The sequence below is a fragment of the Clostridium ragsdalei P11 genome, from assembly GCF_001675165.1.
Classification (GTDB): Bacteria; Bacillota; Clostridia; order Clostridiales; family Clostridiaceae; genus Clostridium_B; species Clostridium_B ragsdalei.
Genome location: NZ_LROS01000014.1, coordinates 65,479 through 84,730, shown reverse-complemented (window position 1 = coordinate 84,730; position 19,252 = coordinate 65,479). Strand labels below are relative to the sequence as shown.

The following is a 19,252-nucleotide window of genomic DNA, read 5'->3' as shown; positions in this document are numbered from 1 at the left end:
CCCTATAAAAAATTAGCAGGAGAATTACCCGAGATAATAGGAACTTTGCTACACGTGCTATCCACTTCTTAGTGGTGCAACAATCTGCTGTGCTCATGGGTAATACGTCTACGTTGAAAATCGGGGTAAAAATCCTCCAAAGAACATTCAGACTTAGTCCTGCCAATATAAAATTATGTCCACATATGTACATTGCAAACATTTGAATTGTAGGATGTTTCTATTTTCATTGGCGGCTGTGAAGTAAGTCATGACTCGTTGAAAATTGAATAATGCAGTAAATTTATAGAATAATACTATTTTACGTTTATTAAAAAAGTATGTAATATTTGACATATAAGCATAGCATAATTATCATAAAGTTAAAACATAGTTTATTATGAATTAAAGTTTTTTTATGGGAGGGTATATCAAATGAAAAAAATAGAAAAACAATCAAGTAAATTAATTTTAATTATAATAACATTTGTATTTGTTATTATGGGTAGTAAAGTATATGCATTACAAATTACAGATAACAGAGTAGTAGATAAAAACAAAGATTGGATTGTAAAGTTCTCAGATAATATCTGTTTAGATGATTTAACTAAAAATGCAATAGCAATAAAAGACATAAGTGGTAATTCATTAAATTTAAACATTAGCTTGTGTGACGATGGCAAAAGTATTTTAATTGCTCATCCATATGATGGATATACACCTGGAGCTTATACCTTATATTTAGGAACCAATATACATTCATTAAGCGATAAAAAATTAAAAAAACAACAAGTTTTACATTTTGGAGTGCCAAGTTTACCTATTGAGGAGAGTAATGTTGACAAAGTAATATTATATGGGAAAAGTGGAGAAAAGGATATACCTAAAGATGAGCAAGTAAAGATTATAGAATTATTAAATAGTATAAAAGTATATGATTATTTTGATTATGCAGCTGCTTTCCATTCATGGCCATCACCTATGTCTGCAATAGAGGTATATACAAAAAATAATAATAATATTGAAATTACGAATGGAGGATCTAAGGATGGTATTTGTATAAACTATGAATACTATGCTAAGCAACCAGAATTAAAACAAATATTAAACGAACGTTGCAAGTAAACTGGGTTTTATAATTTAAAATTCACACCCTCTATTTTGCTTTTTATAATTATTAAGAAATGTAATATTCTATAGAACACTGTATTATTCAAATTTGAATTTTATAGTGCTTTTTTTATTCGTAAACCAAACAAATTATGACCTCTAGGAGTGGAAATATGATAATAACTGAATTTTACAGGCAAAAATTAGTACAGTTAAATATAGATATTCAAGATGCTGAACTAGAAAGAGATTTTAAGAAAGTAACCAAGTTGCAGGCTAAGAAAGCTGACATTGGAAAGAGAATCAAAGAAGAATAAAAGCCGGGGGGATAATTCCCTGGCAAAAAAATAATTAAAGAGGAACTAATATGGAAGTATCTAATATTATAGACATAAATGGATTATTTATACATGAGATTTAAGGAGTGATGCTGTGAAAGTGTTAATGGAATTTGCATGTTTATATATTGCATCCATGGGCGTATTTGTAGGAATAATAGCTGTGGGTGTACATGTATTTAAAGCTAGGAATAGAGAATAAAGGTTTTGAGGAGGAAACGCAGTGTTAGACAAAGAAACATTTAAAAATGCAGAAGGAAAGTTGTATGGATATTTTAGAGATTTGAATGAAATAAGTATTCTCAAAATCGAGTGTAAGGATCTTGAGGATGAACTTGAATATGTTGAAAGAAAGATCTGCGGAAACAGGAAAAGAATAAGGCAATTAAAGAGAAATACAGCTCGACTGAAAAAAGTGCTGACGATCCCTCCGATGTCAAAAGAAATGATGGACTTTACTACTTATAAATACAAGTTAAATAAAAGTGTTGATTGGATATCCAATAAAATGTACGGAGGAGTTAGAAGTACTGCTTATAGGAGGTGTGGAGAGATTTTGGAGGATGTAGTTAAATGGACGGATGTACATGCGATAGCTGAGTAAAAGCTGTCGTTTTTTATTTATAATTTAAAATAGCCTGAATACGTATAATACGTATGATACAATGTAATTGTTAGGAGGGAAAAATAATGACAAGTAAGGAAATTATTAAACTTGCAGAAGATAAAAGCTGGGAAATAAAAAAACAGCGTGGTTCACATATTAAATTAATACATAAAGATCTTCCTAAACAAGTAATCATACCTTATCATGGAACTAAAGAAGTACCAAAAGGAACTTTGAATTCAATACTTAAACAGCTAGGACTTAAATAGTTCTAGCAACTAAGTTTAATATATAAAATAAATAATATAGAAAGCAGAGATAAAAAATAAATAAATTAAATTGAAAGGAAGATAAGTATGTATAAAGATATTTATATATTTCCTGCGGTAATAACTACTTTAGGGGAAAATGATTATAATGTTAAATTTCCAGACTTTGATGAGATAGTAACTTATGGAGAAACATTAGAAGATTCCTATAATATGGCTGAAGATGCATTGAAACTATGCTTATTTGATTTATATCAAGACAAAAAAGATATACCAGAAGCACAAAAAATAAATAAAATAAAATTAGAAAAGGATCAAGTAGCTATACTTGTGAAAGTTGAGTTAAAAAAGGTTATAAGAGAATATGACAATAAGGCTGTTAAGAAAACTCTAACAATACCTTCATGGCTTAATACGGAAGCTGAAAAGGCACACTTGAATTTTTCTCATGTTCTTCAGGAAGGACTTAAGAAGCAGTTAAATATTAGTGAATAGATTTATTTTTAATAAGAAAAATAAATAAAAAATAGTGGCACAAAAGTAAGACAAATTTGAAACAAAATTAATGTAAAAGTGTTACATACTATATATAGTCGATAAATAAAATTTAATATATTGTATAAACGAAGATAAGCACTGGCTAAAGTTGGTGCTTATCTTAATATTATTTACAAAATATTAAAAAAATAGACAATTAGTTTATTTATAGGACATTAAATTGTAACAAATATTTTGTATAATTATAATATCATAAAAAAAGTAAAAAGCTATCTGTGTCTGCGGTTGCAAGCCACATTAAACTTAAATGCAACTACCACAAAAAACATATAGATTAGATTCCCTTTATTATACTGTGAAATAGGTATCCGTTATTTAGGGCGCCTATTTTACGTTATAAAAAGATGGATATGTTTAATTATCACATCCATCTTTTAAGTTATCCATTAATATTAAGTTTTTGTTTAAGTGCAGTTTGGATTGCTTCACGATATAGTGGCATATAAACGTCAACTAATAGTGGTGAGTTCGTGGCAAAGTCAAAATGGGATACTGTAAAAGATAAATTAGTATTAGTTGAAGGTTGGGCCAGAGATGGACTCACCGATGAACAAATTGCAAAGAATTTAGGAATAAGTAAAGTTACTTTTTATAAATATTGTAAAGAAGTATTTTAAATGGACAAATGTGAAAGCGGCTCAAAAGGTTAAGAAAATTGTAGTCTCCGTTTGTTTGCATAAATATATAATTATCTGCCTCAATAATAAGTTGTTTATGGTATTATTTATATTATAGGTAAGTTATAAATGTAATTTATGACGAAGGAGTTAAATTAAATGAATAAAGATAAAAATATAAAAAAATCAAATGTTTTATATTTAAGTATTTTTGTATGCTTATAAATTAATAAAAATAACTACAGCCTATTAGATGCCCTAAAAGCCAATAAGGATAACATCTAATAGAGTGATTGGAGGGAATATATATGGCAAAATTACAAGAAACTAAAACACCTTTAGTAATGAATCTGCAATTATTTGCAGATACTAAGCCGCAGCAAGGAGATCCACCAGAACAGCAAAATGAAGCATTTATGAATAAGTTCTATGAAAATTAAAGGTTGTGTAAGGGATGCTAAATCCGATTACACAACCTAGAATATACGGTATTGTGAAATAGTTGTATAGGTGAAGACTATTTCACAGATTTTATATTATTAATCAAGCTGTCTGAAAATACCCCTGTACCTCCTAAGATATACGTGTTTGTTATCTTCGTTGAACCAATTAACCAGCGTTTTTTACCTACACCGCCAACAAGATTTGGAGAAGAAGAAGGAGAGATATTAATAATATCAATTATTTTAAGTATATTACTATCTAAGTCAGGCTTAAAGTTCCAGAAGTAACCACCATCTCTGTTTTCAGGAAGAGTTAACTGTATAATATCACCACTTTTTAATTTTATACTATGGTTATTATAAGACTTATCAATCTTTGTAGCATTTGCATTAATTGTAAAAGTCATGCACTGTGGCTTAGATAGAGGATATCCTGAAGTTGCTTTAATTCTGTTAGTAATGTATAAGTAATATGCATGTGCTAGTAAGCGAAATTAGGTACTACTTTTACAGATTTTTTCATATAAATCCCCCTAGAAAATTTATGAATTTTTAGAATATTGTTCACATATATAATAAAATAAACTAGTTATTATGAAAAGATATTTTAGGATTAAATATAATAAACTAGTTCTTATTTTTATGAAGTTTACAAAATGTTCAAAAAATGGGGAATTAATTTACTTATATGACATCAAATTGTAACAAATGATTTATATACTTAAAACGATGTAAAGAATTGTTTTAATGATAATAGTTTATTCATATGTAGAGGGCACAAAAGTAAAATAATATCCTGTCTGTGTCTGCGGTTGCAGGGCACGTAAAATTTAAATGCAACCATCACAAGATAATATATTAATTGATTTCCTTTAAAGCATTCTAATACAAAATAGGCGCCTATCATTTAGGGTGCCTATTTTGTATTCTGGATTGTTTCACGATATAGTGGCATATAAACGTTAACTAATAAAGGTAGCTGGAAAATTACTTAGGCCATATAAGTTTTTACTGTGACTTTTATAAAATAAAATATGATTTAAAATAATAAATTGTGGTTTAATATAGTTAAAAGAAGCCATTGCGGTTTTAGTTTAAAATTTTTTAGAGATTGAGATTAATTAAAATGCACTTTCTGAGGGGTGCATTTTAATTTTTTGAGTTTTTATCTTCGGCAGTTATAGAAATTTCATTTTCAGTTAACTTACCAATTGAAGATTTACCCTTGATTACTAATTTATCTTTTAAATATGTTCCTATTTAGCACGAAATATTTCGAAAATATGATAATATTAACTCATAGGATTGGTATATGAAAGATTTTATGGGGGTGTAAAATGAAAAAGATAGTATTGGTAATCTTATCTTTGTTTATTATACTTACTGGTTGCTCTACAACAAAAACACAACAGACTAGTTCGCAAAAACAAGCATCAGAGTCACAGCGGTTATTGCAACCTAAGCAAGTAGTGGAAAGTTATTTTAAGTATCTTAATGAGAAGAATAAAAAGGCTTTGTTTACAACAATAACTGAATGGCAGAAGGCGCCAAATGTGGAATGGGGATTTGATATTCGTGAATATATTAAGCTTATTTCTGTTAACGAAGAAACAAATCCTGTCTTTAAAGAGGGGTATCTATCTAATGGTAGAGGAAGTATTAATGGTGTCAAGAAAGAAAATGTAAAAGTATATAAAGTTGACTATGATGTAAAATACAAAGAAGATGCTATTACAGCTGAAGATAATGGAAAAAATACATCATGGTTCTTCGTAGTTAGAAAAGATAAAAATTCACCTTGGCTTATAGATTCACAAGGCCAGCCTTAATTTTATGTAGAACCAAGAGTTGATGGTAATATGGAAAAATAGCTGGATTTGTACTTCAACTGAGGTTTGTTTTCCAGAAAGGTAGCGGTGAAGAAAAGGCAATAACATATAGTGCAGATTTTTTAGTATTGAATAATGACGGAAACTATGAGTTTGAGGGATACTAAAAGGTTGTTTCCCAAAAACTTAAGTAAAGAATATTTTATAATTATTAAAAAATTTCTAATTCGTGCTAAATAGAAATTTATATTGAATAACTAATGGTATTAATTATTTCTTGTTATTGAGAACAAGTTTTGCAAAAGCTTCATATGATGAGTCATCAATTACTTTTACATCCCTTAGTTCTTCAGAAACAGCCCTAAAAAAACATGATGGGAGTGCACCATCATTTAGACAAATTTTAATGCAGAGATCACAACCTTGATCATGATTACGTGGGTTAAACTTACAACTATAATTTTTACATGTACAAAAATCAGTATTAGCCATAAAAAGTTCCTCCTTAAATGAGCAGCACGAATTAGTTAAGTATAAAAGAAAAGTATAACAAATTAGAAATGATTACTCAATTATATAACAATAAGTTGTTACGTTTTTTTCATAAAAGGTATTTAAAATACTATATCAGATGTATAAATGCTAACTATAATATTATAAACTGGTTATTATACAATGAAATTATCTAAATGAATTTTAATTCTCACAGCAATGTAATATTTTTATCAATAAATTTGCAAATCGGTGTTTTTACGCAGATGAAAACATGATTAAACAAAGATAAGCACTGGTTAAAGCTGGTGCTTATTCTTATATTATTTACAGGATATTCAAAAAATAAATAGATAATTTACTTGTATGACATTAAATTGTAACAAATACCGTATATACTTATAAGTGTCCTAAGGAAATAGCCTTAGCCAAAATGAAAATAATGCATTTACATATATGAAAGAAAAGTGAAGGTAATTATCCTCCTCGTGTCTGTAGTTGCAGGACACGTTAAACTTAAGTGCAACTGCCACAAGAAAGTATATAAATTAGATCCCCAATTATTTGTAGAATAGGCATCCGTCATCTAGGGTGCTTATTTTGTGTAATAAATAAAAATGAAATAATAATTTAAGGGAAGCTGAGCCTCCCTTTTTGGTAGCTATACTTTAAATGCTTATTTTTAAAAAATGCATTTTATATGCTGGCCATGAACTTTGGTATGGTATGTTTAAGGCCTCAAAAGAATGATGAGATATTAGTGGCTTATTGTGTAAGAGCGATGTAACTATTGTAGAATGGAAAATAGAGCCTTTGTTATCTTCAAAAAATATAAGGTCGCCTGGTTTAAGCAAAGAAACATTTTGAACTTCTAAACCTTTGGCACCGGGCAAGTGTGAGGTCTGATTTATTTTCAAGCACCAGTAAAGAGAATTTGCTACTGCCCAAGATATAGACCAAGTATCTCTATTTATATTTATGCTACTATGTCTATACCACCATGGGTTTCTAGTACTATAATTCATAGGTGCACCACCGGCGTGTAAACATTGAGAGATAAAGTTAGCACAATCACCACTAGTGTTATTATTTGTTAGAGGAAAATATCTATAAGCAGGGTTAGGTTTAAGCGCATATATAATGGCGTATTTTACAGCATTAGCCCTGGAATATTGGTTTTGTCTAAATGAGTTCATATTAATCTCCATAAAATTATTTATAATTATATTTTATGTAGCAATAGAATATTTTTGCGTACTAAGATGTTAAGAATTTGGGATATATCGAAGGCTTTTTTAGTACGAAATATTTCAAAAATATGATAATATTAACTTATGAAATTAGTATATGGAAGATTTTATGGGGGTGCAAAATGAAAAAAATAATGTTGGTAATTTTATGTTTTGTGGTTGTAATTACTGGCTGTTTCATAGCAAAAAGAAAAGTTTCAAATCCGCAGAAGCAGTCGATAGATCCTGCTCAACAGGTAGTAGAAAATTATTTTAAATATCTTAATGAAAAGGATTTAAAAGGAATTAATTCAACACGAGTACAGAAATGGCAAGACATGGATAAAAATCTTAAACATGTTAAACTTGATAGTATATCTGAAGATAAAAGGCCATCACAAAAAGAAGCTTATATGAAATATGGCCGTGGTACAATAACTCATGCAAAAGCTGAAAACATAAAAATTTATAAGGTTGAGTATACAGTTAAATATAAAAAAGATGGAATTGGTCCTGAAGATAGTGGAAAAGATGTTAAATGGTGTACTCTTATTAGAAAAGACAGGAATTCACCATGGTTAATTGATGAAATTGGAGAGGGATAATTGATAATAAACAATTCTTTATTGCTATTTTTAGAGTTATTCTTATATTTGAGGATAGCTTTTTCTTTTGAATGTGCAAGTACAGCCAAAGTTCCCAATATAATTATTGTAAATTTCTAAAATATATTATAAGTGCAGATTATTATCAGGTAAATTTTATGGGAGGCGGAAAATGAAAATAGCAAAACTTATGTTAATTTCCTTAACTGGTGTGCTAGATGTGCTTTTAATTGCTGCTCAAATATTAATAACAACCACTAACTTTAAATGGTCACCTTGGTATGACCTCGAAAACGGTATGGGAATATTTATATTGACATTTCAACTAAAAACAATTGTAATTGTTTTATCAATTTTGTGTATAAACCTTCTTATAAAGGAGACAAGATTAAATGTTAAAATGCTTTTGATAAGCGTAGTAAATCATATTGTATTACTTTTTAGTTTTAGTTTATTAGATGTAAGTTGGCTACTATTTAATATGGTTCTTATAGGAATTATAGTAGTATCTATTGCACTTATAATTAAAATACTCTGTAATACTATAAGAGGTTTTTATATTTGTAAATCAGTATTTTATGGAAGGTGCAATTTGCCGTGGAAAAAGTAAGTGACTTGTCAAACAATAGCTTTAATTTAGAAAGAAACTTAAAGCAGCAGGGAAATACAAAGTATGATTATATCTTATATAAATAAAGATAAGCACTGGTTAAAGCTGGTGCTTATTCTTATATTATTTACAGGACATTCAAAAAATAAATAAATAATTCACTTGTATGACATTAAATCGTAACAAATACCGTATATACTTATAAGTGTCCTAAGGAAATAGCCTTAGCGAAAATGAAAATAATGTATTTACATATATGAAAGAAAAGTAAAGGTAATTATCCTCCTCGTGTCTGTAGTTGCAGGGCACATTAAACTTAAGTGCAACTGCCACAAGAAAGTATATAAAAAAATTAGATCCCCAATTATTATTGTAGAATAGGCATCCGTCATCTAGGATGCCTATTTTGCATAATAAAAAAGATTTTCTTAATGATACCCTAAAAAGTGATGCGCATTTCGTATATATATATGAAAATACATAAGAAATAACCTTAGCGAAAATAAAAACAATTATTTGAAAGGGTGAGTAAGGTGTATAATTTTCCGAATTCTATTATAACTTATAGTGCAAATAAATTAGAAGATATAGAAAATAAAGTAGAAGAAATAAAACTGGAACATAACAAATTAAATAGAGATTGTGTAATTGAAGTAATATCTGAACCTAATCATGAAATGATTACTTTTGATGGACATACAAATATATCATTTGAGCTTTCAATATATATTAGGCATTTAATGTATGTTTCGAATATATAATTAGAGGTGATAAAATGAGAGTGCATCCGATTATCAAATCTAATAATGAATTTTGTAGGAATTTAAATAGTGAACGTGAAAATAGACATAAAAAAAATAATGGGACTGGTATGTTGTTTTATGAAATGTTAGAAAAAGATATATTAGAGAACATATGTGAAAAAATGGAAAATGCGAAAAAAGTAATAGAAAGTTTATATTAAGTTAAACTAGATGCTCACAAGATTATATTTGCCAGAATAGAATGAAGAATTAATGAAATTTATCGAAGAATAGAATTTAAAATTCCTATTAAAGTGTTGTAATTAGTAGATTTTGATTATGTACCACCAATTATTGACAAATTGGTGGCTTTAATATTTTGTGTTATGCAATGTTTTTTATGAATGGTAGTTTTTGTACTGACTTAATCCAGAAGCTATTTTTTCACATTCGTCAAGACAAGTAGAAACTTGATTTAACTGAGTATTTATTTGATTTTTAATATTAGAATTTTCCACTTCATCTGCAGCCATTTGCAAACCTTGCTGAGCACTTTTCAATGATTCTTTTACTTTATGAATATTATCTCTTGCTTGTGAATTCATCTATCAATTCCTCCCTTACCTTCTTGTTTGGTTAATATTATTTACAATATAGAAAATATAATACTAAATTTTTTGACCGAATTCACGCTAATTTATATTGAGTAAACTGTACCCTTTGTCAAGGACAAATAAGAGAAAAGCTAAAATTACGTGATACTAGATCGAATGACCATTTTAATAGTACAATGGCGCGGTGATGCCGTAGATGAAAAATAAAAATCCTATATGAACAAATTAAAAGTTTGGTGAATACTCTAAATTGAGGCATTGGTATATTTAAAGCCGGATATTTAGAGAATATTATTGAACAACTAGGATAAACAGAGTTCTTAGCATCAGATGGAGTTTTAACTCCACCTGATGCTTATTAACAGGATTCTTAGTGCTTCAGCACTTAGAAGGCGTTATCCTTTAGGGAAAATCGTTATCCAGGGACGTAACTGCTCTTTACTCCCACTTGGAGAAGTAGGAGTATTAGAGCAGGTAGTTATCGGATAAATTTAAAGTGGAGGGAAATGGTATGATTAGCGTAAATGATATTGTAGCCATAGGTGGAGTATTAGTTGGTGTAATCGGAGGCATATTTGGGTTAACACCTTATTTGAAGAAAAGGAATATTAATGTAGACAAGGTATTAAACACAACAGAACAAGTTTTAACTGCAGCAGAACCACTTATAAAAATTTCAGAGACTTTCCCTGCTCTAAAACCTGCTGGAAGTTTAATAGATTGGATGGAACAGAAAGCAAAAGCAGGTGTAAAAGCAGCTGAACAACTATACCATTCAGGAATATTAGAAACTGATGAAGACAGATTTAAGGCAGCTCAGAACACAGTATATGCTGCACTTAAGGAAATTAATGTGGAACCTACAATGAATCAAAAAAAGCTTATTAGTGATTTTATCCAAGAGGCAGTAAATGACTTAGGACATGCTAATCCTACAGAAGCTGAAAAAAATGCACAAATTCAAAAGGCTCAGCAAGATTTAGTTGAGGTACAGAAAGAAAACGAAAAGTTGAAGCAAAAACTAGCTAATATACAGAATACTGTAACTCCTGTACAAAAGACTGATACATCAGATGAAGGTAACGTATCATAAGATATAGTTCAATAAGAAATAAGATCTAGAGTAGTGTAAAAGCTATTTTAGGTTTTATTTTTGTATATTAATTATAATGATTTCTTTGAAAGAGATAAACAGAGTTCTTGGTTTCAGGTGGAGTTTTTTTCTCCATCTGAAACTTAGAAATCGTTATCCAGGGGCGTAGCAGCTGTTATCCCCCACTTTATAAGAAGATGGGGGTATTACGGCTGGTAGCCATCGGATAAATTTTGGAAGAGGAATTTTTAATTCAATATAGAATACTATTTAATACAAATAACAGATAATGTTATCATTATAAGCTAAGTGACAGTCAAATAAAGGTAGGATTTAGTATAGTAACGTACACTAAATATATTAAGGGGATGGATAATATGATTTTAGGAATTAGTGCAAGCGGCAGAAAAGATGGAATTACCAGCAAGACAGTGAAAGCTATATTGGAATCAAGTAATTCAGAGTATGAATACATTTCATTGTCAGGCAAGAGAATTAATGGTTGTATTGGATGTACACTTTGCGCTGCCGATAATAAGTGCAAAGTTAAAGATGACTGGAATGAAATAGCAGAAAAAATGCTAATGGCAGATGCAATTGTTTTTGGTGCACCTAATTATGGAGGGACTATAAATGCTCTTGGTCATGCATGCTTGGAAAGAACTTTTTGCTTTCGACACAGAGCAGCTTTTAGTTTATCCGGCAAGCTTGGTGTAGCAGTTAGTGCTAGCTATAGTGAGCAAGGAGCCAGTTTAGTCAATATGATTATAAAAAAATCTATGATGGTTAATAAGATGTCAGTAGTTGGTGCTGTATCCGCTCATGGATATTCCCAATGTTACACATGTGGATTTGGTCACAAATGTAATGCAGGGAATGTGGTTAAGAAATATGGTATTTTGGATAAAATCGAAAAGAAACATCTTCCACCTAGTTTTGAAGAGCAGGAAGATACAATCCTTAAAGCTAATAGTATGGGGAAATTATTAGAGTCTTTAGTGTCTAAATAAAGAATAATGCAAAATAAGCACTGGTTAAAACAGGTGCTTATTTTGCATTAGAAGATTCTAAATTTATTCATCAGTTTTTTTTAGCTGTTCAAGCATGTCCATAATAAGAAATGATAATTGTAATTGAAATATAGTCTGATAGTCTGTAAAGTTTAGTCCTGTTAGTTCTACAATTCGATTAAGCCTGTATTTTATTGTATTATAGTGAGTAAATAATGATTTAGCAGTTGGTACAATTTCTAACCTATTGGTAATGTATGCTTTTATGGTTTCTAGTAACATGTGGTATTTATCTGATTCTAGTTCTTGCAAAGTTTTTATAGCTGGATGAATCAAAGGTGACAAATCCTTTTGATTGGCGTAAGTTAGGAAAACATGCTGAAGAATAATATGTGAATATTTAATAATGGGTTTAGAAAAATGTAATTTCCAACCGGTATGCAGTGCTTCACAAGCAGAACGGTAACATTCAGGCAGTGAATAAAGATTGTTAAATAGTAAGCTAATACCAGCATGACAATTAAAAGAATTTAATAAATTTTCAAAATTAGTCCATTCAAATTCTGTAAATGGTTCTTTTGATTTATAATCATAAAGAGCTACAAGATGATTATCGTAATATACAATGTTATCTCGTCCCAGGAAGTTTTGAAGCTTTCGTTTAAATAGAAAAGCTTTATCTTTGTCTTGTAAAAGGTCATTTTTTAGTTCAATAACTATCAATATCAAATTATCATATAATTTCAAATTAAATTGGTGTATGCGCTCATTAATTGCATTATGATCATATAATTTTTCATTTAATAGAGATACTAAAAATGATTCTATTAGGGGAGAACAAGAAGCCTGCTCTGCATGATTATTAGTTAAAAACTGGCAGAGACAATTTCCTATGAGTGTGATAATCTGTTGATCAGTTTCAGATATTGGTTTATTATATGCCAATGTTTTGAGATATCCTACAGGAGTATTGTTATATAAAATACGAAAAACTAATTGGTCATGATTTAACATACCCTTTTCCCATATTAAAAGCGGCTTTTGTGGATACGTTCTTTCATCAGCTAATCCATCCATCATTACAGAGTTAACATATTCTTCGGTTACATATCCCTTAGATAATGTCCATTCCCATAAAGGTTCATTAATAACGGTATTACCGCCAGCATGAGCGATGAAACAAAGTGAAACATCTACTAGCAAGAGAGGATTCCCTAATAACTCCAAGCCTAAATCAAGTACTTCCTGCAAAGTAGAAGTATTCTTATTTAATTGCATAATCTTGAGAGCACATTCAGATACATACATAGCATTATCAAAGTAATCCTGTACTGAGTTAAATAGTATATTAAGGTCTGTACTAGGTTCAACGTAGATATAGTCACATTTAGGGACTAAAGAATCGTATGCAAAAGTGTCACTATCCTTTATCAGCAAAAATGTTGTTGGTGCAGTTGTTTGAATAGATGGTAGTTGAGAAGCTTTACCTATGTAGATACAGTCTGAATGTAAGTCACTTAAATTGTTATTTAACAAACGAAAAGTACGCACTTCATGATAACATTTACATGTAGAAGTTGGTTTAAAGTCTGAAAGAAATTCTAATAAGCTGCTAATTTTTACTGCCATAATAATTCCTCCGTAATATAGTCTTTATTAAATTATATAGTAAGTAGTGTAAACAAGCAAGATGATAGGTGTCTAAACATGCGATATTATGAAGTATGTTGCAATTTATTGCAAAATAGAGTTAATAAATTATCAATAAATTATAAAAGTAAAATGCAATATATTTAATGATAATAATTTAACAATTTCACTTTTAGACGATGCATTGAAAGGTAGATACATGATAAAATTAGTTTAAGAAATAACCCTACTGTATGAAAGGAGAGAAATGTTTATGGAAAATGCAAAAAGTAAAATTAAGTTAGGAATTTACGGCATTGGATTATTAATGATGGGTGTTATCGGTATTTCCAGTTCTTTATCCACAATAGGAGCTAAATTTCCTGAAGCATCACAAACGATGATTCAGAATCTAATTTCAATACCATGCATTGTAATTATACCTACAACTATTGTAGTCGGCAAGCTTATGCAAACGATTTCCAAGAAAAATATTGCATTGGCAGGCATTATAATTTTTCTTATAGGAGGATCAGCACCTGCATTTATGACATCTTTCACAACTATTCTGGTTATGAGAGGGATACTTGGTGTTGGCATAGGCATATGTCAAGTTGTTAGTACTGCAATTGTTGCTGATAATTTTAGTGGAGTTGAACAACAAAAAGTACAGGGTACATTACAAGCAAGCCAAATGGCAGGAGCGGCTATTATGGTTTTTGCAGGTGGGTGGCTAACAGAAGTGAGATGGAATTATGTATTTTTCGTTCATCTACTTGCAATCATATCACTTATTTTAGTAGCAGTTATGGTACCAAATACAAAACCGGAAAAAATGACAACAACAGGTGATGTGCAAAAAACAAAGCTTACAAGTGCTACATGGGGATGGGTTATATTCATGTTTATCCTATTTATCAGTGTACAAGTATATTCCATTTCATTGTCATTTCTTGTAACAGAAAAAAATCTTGGAACTGCTGCAGATTCAGGACTAGGTTTAGCATTCTTTGCAATTGGCGGTATTATTATGGGATTGTTGTATGGCAGCCTGGCAAAGAGGACTAAAAACTGTGCAATTGCAGTTGGGTGTTTGATGCTGGCAGTAGCTTATGTAGTCATAGCATTTGCTGGAAGTATGATTGTATGCCATATTGGCAGCATACTTGTTGGTATGGCCGTCTCTGCTGCTTTACCTGGTATTTTTATCAATACAGGGATGTCTGTAGACGGATTTTCAGCAGGTATGGCAATTTCAGTTGTAACATGTGCACAAAATTTTGGCCAATTTTGTTGCCCATATATTATTAATCCAATTTCCGCATCAATTAGCGGCGGCCGCAGTGTAAACTTTATGTGTTTCATCATAGGAGCAGTTGTGGCAGCTGCCTTAACTATACTGATGTTGGTTTGGGGTGTTAAAAAAAATAGGCAAGTAATTTAAAAATATACAGCTTGGAGGGAGAAAAAATATGTATCAAAAATTATTTTCATCAAAAAATATTGGATCAATGACTGTGAGAAATAGAATAGTTATGACTGCAATGGGTAACCATTTGGCAGAAGCAGATGGAAGTGTTTCAGAATCAGATATAGCATTTTATGGAGAACGAGCAAAAGGCGGAGTAGGTCTTATAATCACAGAGTGTGCTTGCATTAATTTAGAAATTGGGAAAGGAAATTGCCACCAGATAGCAGTAGATGATGATAAGTACATTGAGGGATTGAAAAGAATGGCAGATGAAATTCATAAATATGGTTCAGTGGTAGCTGTTCAAATCTATCATCCAGGTCGCCAGGGTATAGCAGTAATTAATGGAAATACAACAATGCAGGCACCTAGTGTTACAGAATGTCAGGTGGTTCATCAACCAACTCATGAGATGACAAAAGAAGAAATTAAAGATACAATCGATAGATTTATTCAGGGAGCTAAAAGGCTGCAGAAAGCCGGAATTGACGCAGTTGAACTTCATGGAGCACATGGTTATATGATTGGTCAATTTTTAAGCCCGTATACGAATAAAAGAACAGACGAATATGGTGGAAGTTTTGAAAAACGCATGAGATTTTTAGATGAGATTATTGCAGGAGTTCGTAAGGAATGTGGATCAAATTATCCTATTATTGTAAGATACTCTGCAGATGAATGTATGGGTTATGCTGGACATCCAGAATTAGGAATACATTTAGATGAAGGAGTAAAGATTGCAAAGCATTTAGAGGCACAAGGAGTTGATGCACTTGATGTAAGCTGTGGTATTTATGAAACAATGAATACATCCTGGGAGCCAGTTGGTTTTGATCAAGGATGGAAAATTAATATTCCAGCTAAGATTAAAGAGTCAGTTTCCATCCCGGTAATTGGTGTATCTGTCATTCGTGAGCCAGAATTTGCAGAGAAAGTTCTTGAAGAAGAAAAAGTAGATTTTATAGGATCAGCCAGACAATTCTTTGCTGACCCAGAATGGGGAAATAAAGCACAAGAGGGAAAAGAAAAAAGTATTAGAAAATGTATCTCTTGTTTGTATTGCATGGAAACATTAATGTCTGCAGATATGGGATCAGCACCTATGGCATGTGCAATTAATTATCAGGGAGGTAGAGAGAATCAATATGGAGACGATTGCTTAAAGAAAGATGGTAAGGGACGTGTAGTTGTAGTTATTGGTGCCGGACCATCAGGAATGGAAGCAGCTCGTATATTAGCAAAACGTGAATTCAAGCCAATTGTTTTTGAAAAGAATTCTAAGGTTGGTGGACAAATTGTATATGCTTCTAAGCCTCCTAAAAAGGAAAAAACAGCATGGTTAATTGATTACCAAAAAGGACAATTGGATGAACTTGGTGTTGAGGTAAAAACAGATCATGCACCAACAATAGATGAGATAAAAGCATTAAACCCCTATGCAGTATTTGTTGCACAAGGATCTAATCCTATAATGCCAAAATCTATTCCAGGACTTGATGGAGAAAAAGTTTATACACCAATGGACATTTTAAGTGGGAAAGTAACACTTAAGAGTAAAAAGGTTGGTGTTATTGGTTCAGGCATGACAGGAATTGAGACTGCAGAATTATTGGGATCACAAGGCAATAAGGTAACAGTATTTGAAATGGCAGATGAAATAGGACCAGGAATATTTTTTCAAAACCTGATTGATGTTATGGGAAGAATAGCAGAACATGAAATTAAACTATATCCAAAGCATAAGTTGGTAAAAATTGATGGAACTACTGTGACAGTAGAAACGACAGATACCCAAGAAAGCAAAAATTTTGATTTTGACGCAGTAGTGGTTTCTTTGGGAACAGCATCTAATAAAGAATTGGTAGAAGAAATAAAGACAGTATTTGACAAGGTTGTATTGCTTGGCGATGCGGCAAAAGCAGGGCGTATTGAAGCAGCTGTTGGCAGCGGATATAAAGCAGCATTTGAATTATAAAAATAATAGGTTAAAAAAGGGGGAAATGACAAATGTTAAAATCAGGAACTTATACACAACTATCACCAGTACTTTTTGGAAATGGAACTTTACAGCAAGTAGGTAAAAAAGCAAAAGAATTAGGTATGACAAAAATATTATTAGTAACAGATAAGAAAATTTCAGAAATTGGTTATGCAGAAAAAGTAGCTAATATTATAAGAGAGGAGGATGTGCAAGTTGTTATATGGGATGATGTAGAAACAGATTGCCCTGATTATACAGTAACAGCGGCAGCAGCTATAGGTAGGGAAAGAGCAGTTGATGGTATTGTAGGACTTGGGGGCGGTAGTACGCTTGATAGTGCAAAAGCTATTGCAGCAGTAATTCCAAATGGTGATGAAGTATTACAGGAAATTGTACTTTATTTAACCGGTCAAAAGAATTATGCTGTAAAGCCGCTTACAATGATATTAATTCCTACAACTTCAGGAACAGGTTCAGAGAGTACCTTTGTATCAGTTATTTCCTCGGAAACAATGCAGTGCAAAATCGGACTTCCGTGTCCCCCTGATTATGCAATTGTAGATCCTGAACTTACAGTTGGATGTCCGGCATTTATTACAGCATTTACAGGAATGGACGCATTTTCACATGCTAACGAAGCATTAACGGAAGGAAAAAATACACCACATTCTGATTTGTTAGCTTACGAAGCTATTAGATTAATAACAAAATGGCTGCCAATTGCAGTAAAAGATATAAACAATGTAGAAGCAAGAGAAAACCTAGCTTTGGCAAGTAATTTTGCAGGTATTGCATTTAATGAGTCAGGAGTGCATATGGGACATTCAACAGCACATGCCTTGGGGCATATGTACCATATTTCTCATGGTATATGCTGTGCGTTAGTAACTCCAGCCATTATAGAGTTTGCTGCTAAAACATATCCTGAGAAAATGAAAAAAATTGGAGAAATCATGGGAGTTACTTTTTCATCAGAAGAACCAGAAGCAATTGGAAAAGCAGTAGGTAATGCAGTTAGAAAATTGTGCAAAGAAATACAAATTCCTTCTTTTAAAGAGCAAGGGTTTACGAAGGAACAGATATTAGCTGCAAAACCTATGATTTATAAAGAGCCACTATGTATGTCATTTGGAGGAACAATTACGGAACAAGATGTAGTTACAACATTAGAAACATTATATGATGGTTATCAATAAAGTTTATAGTTTCCTTTAGATTTTGCAAGTATAGTAAAAAAATATATACTAAAACCTATTGGTTAAAGTAATATTATGTTGAAAAACAACAAAAATAGAGTGGATATATTCATCCACTCTATTTTTTGCTATATTATAATTTATTTAAATATGAAGTATCTGGAATATAGCTATAATCATTATTGCTGCTTTTTTTATATAAATCTGAATTTAGAAGTAATTCAGGATTCTTTGCTAGTATAGGATTTTGTAATATTGATTGGGCTTGCTTTTGTAACTTTTTAGTATAAGAAGATTTTTTTGCGGATATAAAAGCTTCTTTTATGGAATTTTCTTGATCTTTAGTGATAGTGCCCTTTGATACTAGAGCATCTAAAGGAAATAAGGAATTATTTTTTGAAGTACCTGAGTATGATAAAGAAGAATTTTTTGCGGATATAAAAGCACTTTTAATAGAATTTTCCTGTGATGATGTAATGGTAGCATTTGATACTAGGGTATCTAATGCAGAACTAAATGTATTGGTGTTAGAATTTTGTAAAGAGCTTAAAACACTTAGTGCTTTAGGACTAAGCTTAATTGAGTCCGAACCTAAGCTGGAAATTAAGCTATCTGAATTATCAGAGGAATTATTTGAGTCTAAAATTGGATTTTGTGAAACTTGGTTACTTGTATTTATACTATTCAAGTAAGAAAGTAAAGAACTAATAGTATTAGACATAGTTAGTACACTCCTTTATAAAGTATTTCATTAATTTATCGAATCAATTTTATAAAATATAATATATTTTACAACATATTTTTTATTTGTTAATATTTTGGTAGGTAG

23 protein-coding genes are annotated in these 19,252 nt (G+C 30.9%); 17 read left to right on the top strand and 6 right to left on the bottom strand.

Translation table 11 applies throughout. The features are described 5' to 3' along the window. Positions 1–414 precede the first annotated feature (414 nt). The 7 genes from CLRAG_RS08060 (at position 415) to CLRAG_RS21230 (ending at position 3,918) form a co-directional block, all read left to right on the top strand. A complete protein-coding gene (locus CLRAG_RS08060; protein ID WP_065077948.1) occupies positions 415–1,104 on the top strand; it encodes a hypothetical protein in 690 nt (229 codons plus the stop codon). A gap of 158 nt (positions 1,105–1,262) precedes the next feature. Next, complete coding sequence (locus tag CLRAG_RS20860; protein ID WP_167351561.1) at positions 1,263–1,406, top strand: hypothetical protein; 144 nt, start codon at positions 1,263–1,265, stop codon at positions 1,404–1,406. Between the two features lie 244 nt (positions 1,407–1,650). Then, complete coding sequence (locus CLRAG_RS08055; RefSeq protein WP_065077947.1) at positions 1,651–2,031, top strand: transcriptional regulator; 381 nt, start codon at positions 1,651–1,653, stop codon at positions 2,029–2,031. 86 nt (positions 2,032–2,117) lie between these two features. Next, a complete protein-coding gene (locus CLRAG_RS08050) occupies positions 2,118–2,303 on the top strand; it encodes a type II toxin-antitoxin system HicA family toxin (RefSeq protein ID WP_065077946.1) in 186 nt (61 codons plus the stop codon). 87 nt (positions 2,304–2,390) lie between these two features. Next, on the top strand, positions 2,391–2,798 hold the full coding sequence (locus CLRAG_RS08045) for a type II toxin-antitoxin system HicB family antitoxin (RefSeq protein ID WP_083985608.1): 408 nt from the start codon (positions 2,391–2,393) through the stop codon (positions 2,796–2,798). A 533-nt stretch (positions 2,799–3,331) separates the two neighbouring features. Further along, the gene (locus CLRAG_RS20140) at positions 3,332–3,478 is read left to right on the top strand and encodes a hypothetical protein (protein ID WP_242872111.1); all 147 of its coding nucleotides are present in this window, start codon (positions 3,332–3,334) and stop codon (positions 3,476–3,478) included. A 308-nt stretch (positions 3,479–3,786) separates the two neighbouring features. Continuing rightward, positions 3,787–3,918, top strand: coding sequence for a hypothetical protein (locus CLRAG_RS21230; protein ID WP_275507573.1), 132 nt, complete (start codon positions 3,787–3,789; stop codon positions 3,916–3,918). Between the two features lie 77 nt (positions 3,919–3,995). Here CLRAG_RS21230 and CLRAG_RS08040 read toward each other — a convergent pair whose 3' ends face one another. Continuing rightward, a complete protein-coding gene (locus CLRAG_RS08040) occupies positions 3,996–4,328 on the bottom strand; it encodes a protease inhibitor I42 family protein (protein WP_065077945.1) in 333 nt (110 codons plus the stop codon). Positions 4,329–5,258: 930 nt separating this feature from the next. On the opposite strand from CLRAG_RS08040, the gene CLRAG_RS08035 reads away from it, so the two are divergent. Beyond that, positions 5,259–5,750, top strand: a complete 492-nt coding sequence (locus CLRAG_RS08035) for a DUF4829 domain-containing protein (protein ID WP_065077944.1) — start codon at positions 5,259–5,261, stop codon at positions 5,748–5,750. A 270-nt stretch (positions 5,751–6,020) separates the two neighbouring features. Here CLRAG_RS08035 and CLRAG_RS08030 read toward each other — a convergent pair whose 3' ends face one another. Then, on the bottom strand, positions 6,021–6,242 hold the full coding sequence (locus tag CLRAG_RS08030; RefSeq protein WP_065077943.1) for a DUF6485 family protein: 222 nt from the start codon (positions 6,240–6,242) through the stop codon (positions 6,021–6,023). Positions 6,243–6,910: 668 nt separating this feature from the next. Then, positions 6,911–7,444 carry an amidase domain-containing protein gene (locus tag CLRAG_RS08025; protein WP_420808092.1) on the bottom strand — a complete coding sequence of 178 codons (534 nt, stop codon included), beginning with the start codon at positions 7,442–7,444 and terminating at the stop codon, positions 6,911–6,913. A gap of 170 nt (positions 7,445–7,614) precedes the next feature. Here CLRAG_RS08025 and CLRAG_RS08020 point away from each other — a divergent pair, with 170 nt between their 5' ends. From CLRAG_RS08020 to CLRAG_RS08005, 4 genes are all read left to right on the top strand, one after another. Continuing rightward, positions 7,615–8,076, top strand: coding sequence for a DUF4829 domain-containing protein (locus tag CLRAG_RS08020; RefSeq protein WP_065077941.1), 462 nt, complete (start codon positions 7,615–7,617; stop codon positions 8,074–8,076). Positions 8,077–8,248: 172 nt separating this feature from the next. Continuing rightward, positions 8,249–8,686: a hypothetical protein gene (locus CLRAG_RS08015; RefSeq protein ID WP_065077940.1), complete on the top strand. Its 438-nt coding sequence runs from the start codon at positions 8,249–8,251 to the stop codon at positions 8,684–8,686. 533 nt (positions 8,687–9,219) lie between these two features. Next, on the top strand, positions 9,220–9,447 hold the full coding sequence (locus CLRAG_RS08010; protein WP_065077939.1) for a hypothetical protein: 228 nt from the start codon (positions 9,220–9,222) through the stop codon (positions 9,445–9,447). A gap of 14 nt (positions 9,448–9,461) precedes the next feature. Continuing rightward, a complete protein-coding gene (locus tag CLRAG_RS08005; protein WP_065077938.1) occupies positions 9,462–9,650 on the top strand; it encodes a hypothetical protein in 189 nt (62 codons plus the stop codon). Positions 9,651–9,827: 177 nt separating this feature from the next. Here CLRAG_RS08005 and CLRAG_RS08000 read toward each other — a convergent pair whose 3' ends face one another. Continuing rightward, on the bottom strand, positions 9,828–10,034 hold the full coding sequence (locus tag CLRAG_RS08000) for a hypothetical protein (RefSeq protein WP_065077937.1): 207 nt from the start codon (positions 10,032–10,034) through the stop codon (positions 9,828–9,830). A gap of 520 nt (positions 10,035–10,554) precedes the next feature. Here CLRAG_RS08000 and CLRAG_RS07995 point away from each other — a divergent pair. Next, positions 10,555–11,136, top strand: coding sequence for a hypothetical protein (locus CLRAG_RS07995; RefSeq protein WP_065077936.1), 582 nt, complete (start codon positions 10,555–10,557; stop codon positions 11,134–11,136). A 377-nt stretch (positions 11,137–11,513) separates the two neighbouring features. Continuing rightward, positions 11,514–12,146 (top strand): flavodoxin family protein, encoded by a 633-nt coding sequence (locus CLRAG_RS07990; RefSeq protein WP_065077935.1) that lies wholly within the window; start codon positions 11,514–11,516, stop codon positions 12,144–12,146. Positions 12,147–12,209: 63 nt separating this feature from the next. Here CLRAG_RS07990 and CLRAG_RS07985 read toward each other — a convergent pair whose 3' ends face one another. Beyond that, positions 12,210–13,775 carry a PucR family transcriptional regulator gene (locus CLRAG_RS07985; RefSeq protein WP_065077934.1) on the bottom strand — a complete coding sequence of 522 codons (1,566 nt, stop codon included), beginning with the start codon at positions 13,773–13,775 and terminating at the stop codon, positions 12,210–12,212. Between the two features lie 274 nt (positions 13,776–14,049). Here CLRAG_RS07985 and CLRAG_RS07980 point away from each other — a divergent pair, with 274 nt between their 5' ends. Genes CLRAG_RS07980 through CLRAG_RS07970 form a run of 3 tightly spaced genes read left to right on the top strand, consistent with a single transcriptional unit; the run spans position 14,050 to position 18,423 of the window. Beyond that, positions 14,050–15,219 carry an MFS transporter gene (locus CLRAG_RS07980; protein WP_242872110.1) on the top strand — a complete coding sequence of 390 codons (1,170 nt, stop codon included), beginning with the start codon at positions 14,050–14,052 and terminating at the stop codon, positions 15,217–15,219. 28 nt (positions 15,220–15,247) lie between these two features. Next, positions 15,248–17,221 (top strand): oxidoreductase, encoded by a 1,974-nt coding sequence (locus tag CLRAG_RS07975; protein WP_065077932.1) that lies wholly within the window; start codon positions 15,248–15,250, stop codon positions 17,219–17,221. A gap of 32 nt (positions 17,222–17,253) precedes the next feature. Then, positions 17,254–18,423, top strand: coding sequence for an iron-containing alcohol dehydrogenase (locus tag CLRAG_RS07970; RefSeq protein WP_065077931.1), 1,170 nt, complete (start codon positions 17,254–17,256; stop codon positions 18,421–18,423). A gap of 133 nt (positions 18,424–18,556) precedes the next feature. Here the strand turns inward: CLRAG_RS07970 and CLRAG_RS07965 are convergent, their stop codons facing one another. After that, on the bottom strand, positions 18,557–19,144 hold the full coding sequence (locus CLRAG_RS07965; RefSeq protein ID WP_065077930.1) for a hypothetical protein: 588 nt from the start codon (positions 19,142–19,144) through the stop codon (positions 18,557–18,559). Between the last annotated feature and the right edge of the window lie 108 nt (positions 19,145–19,252).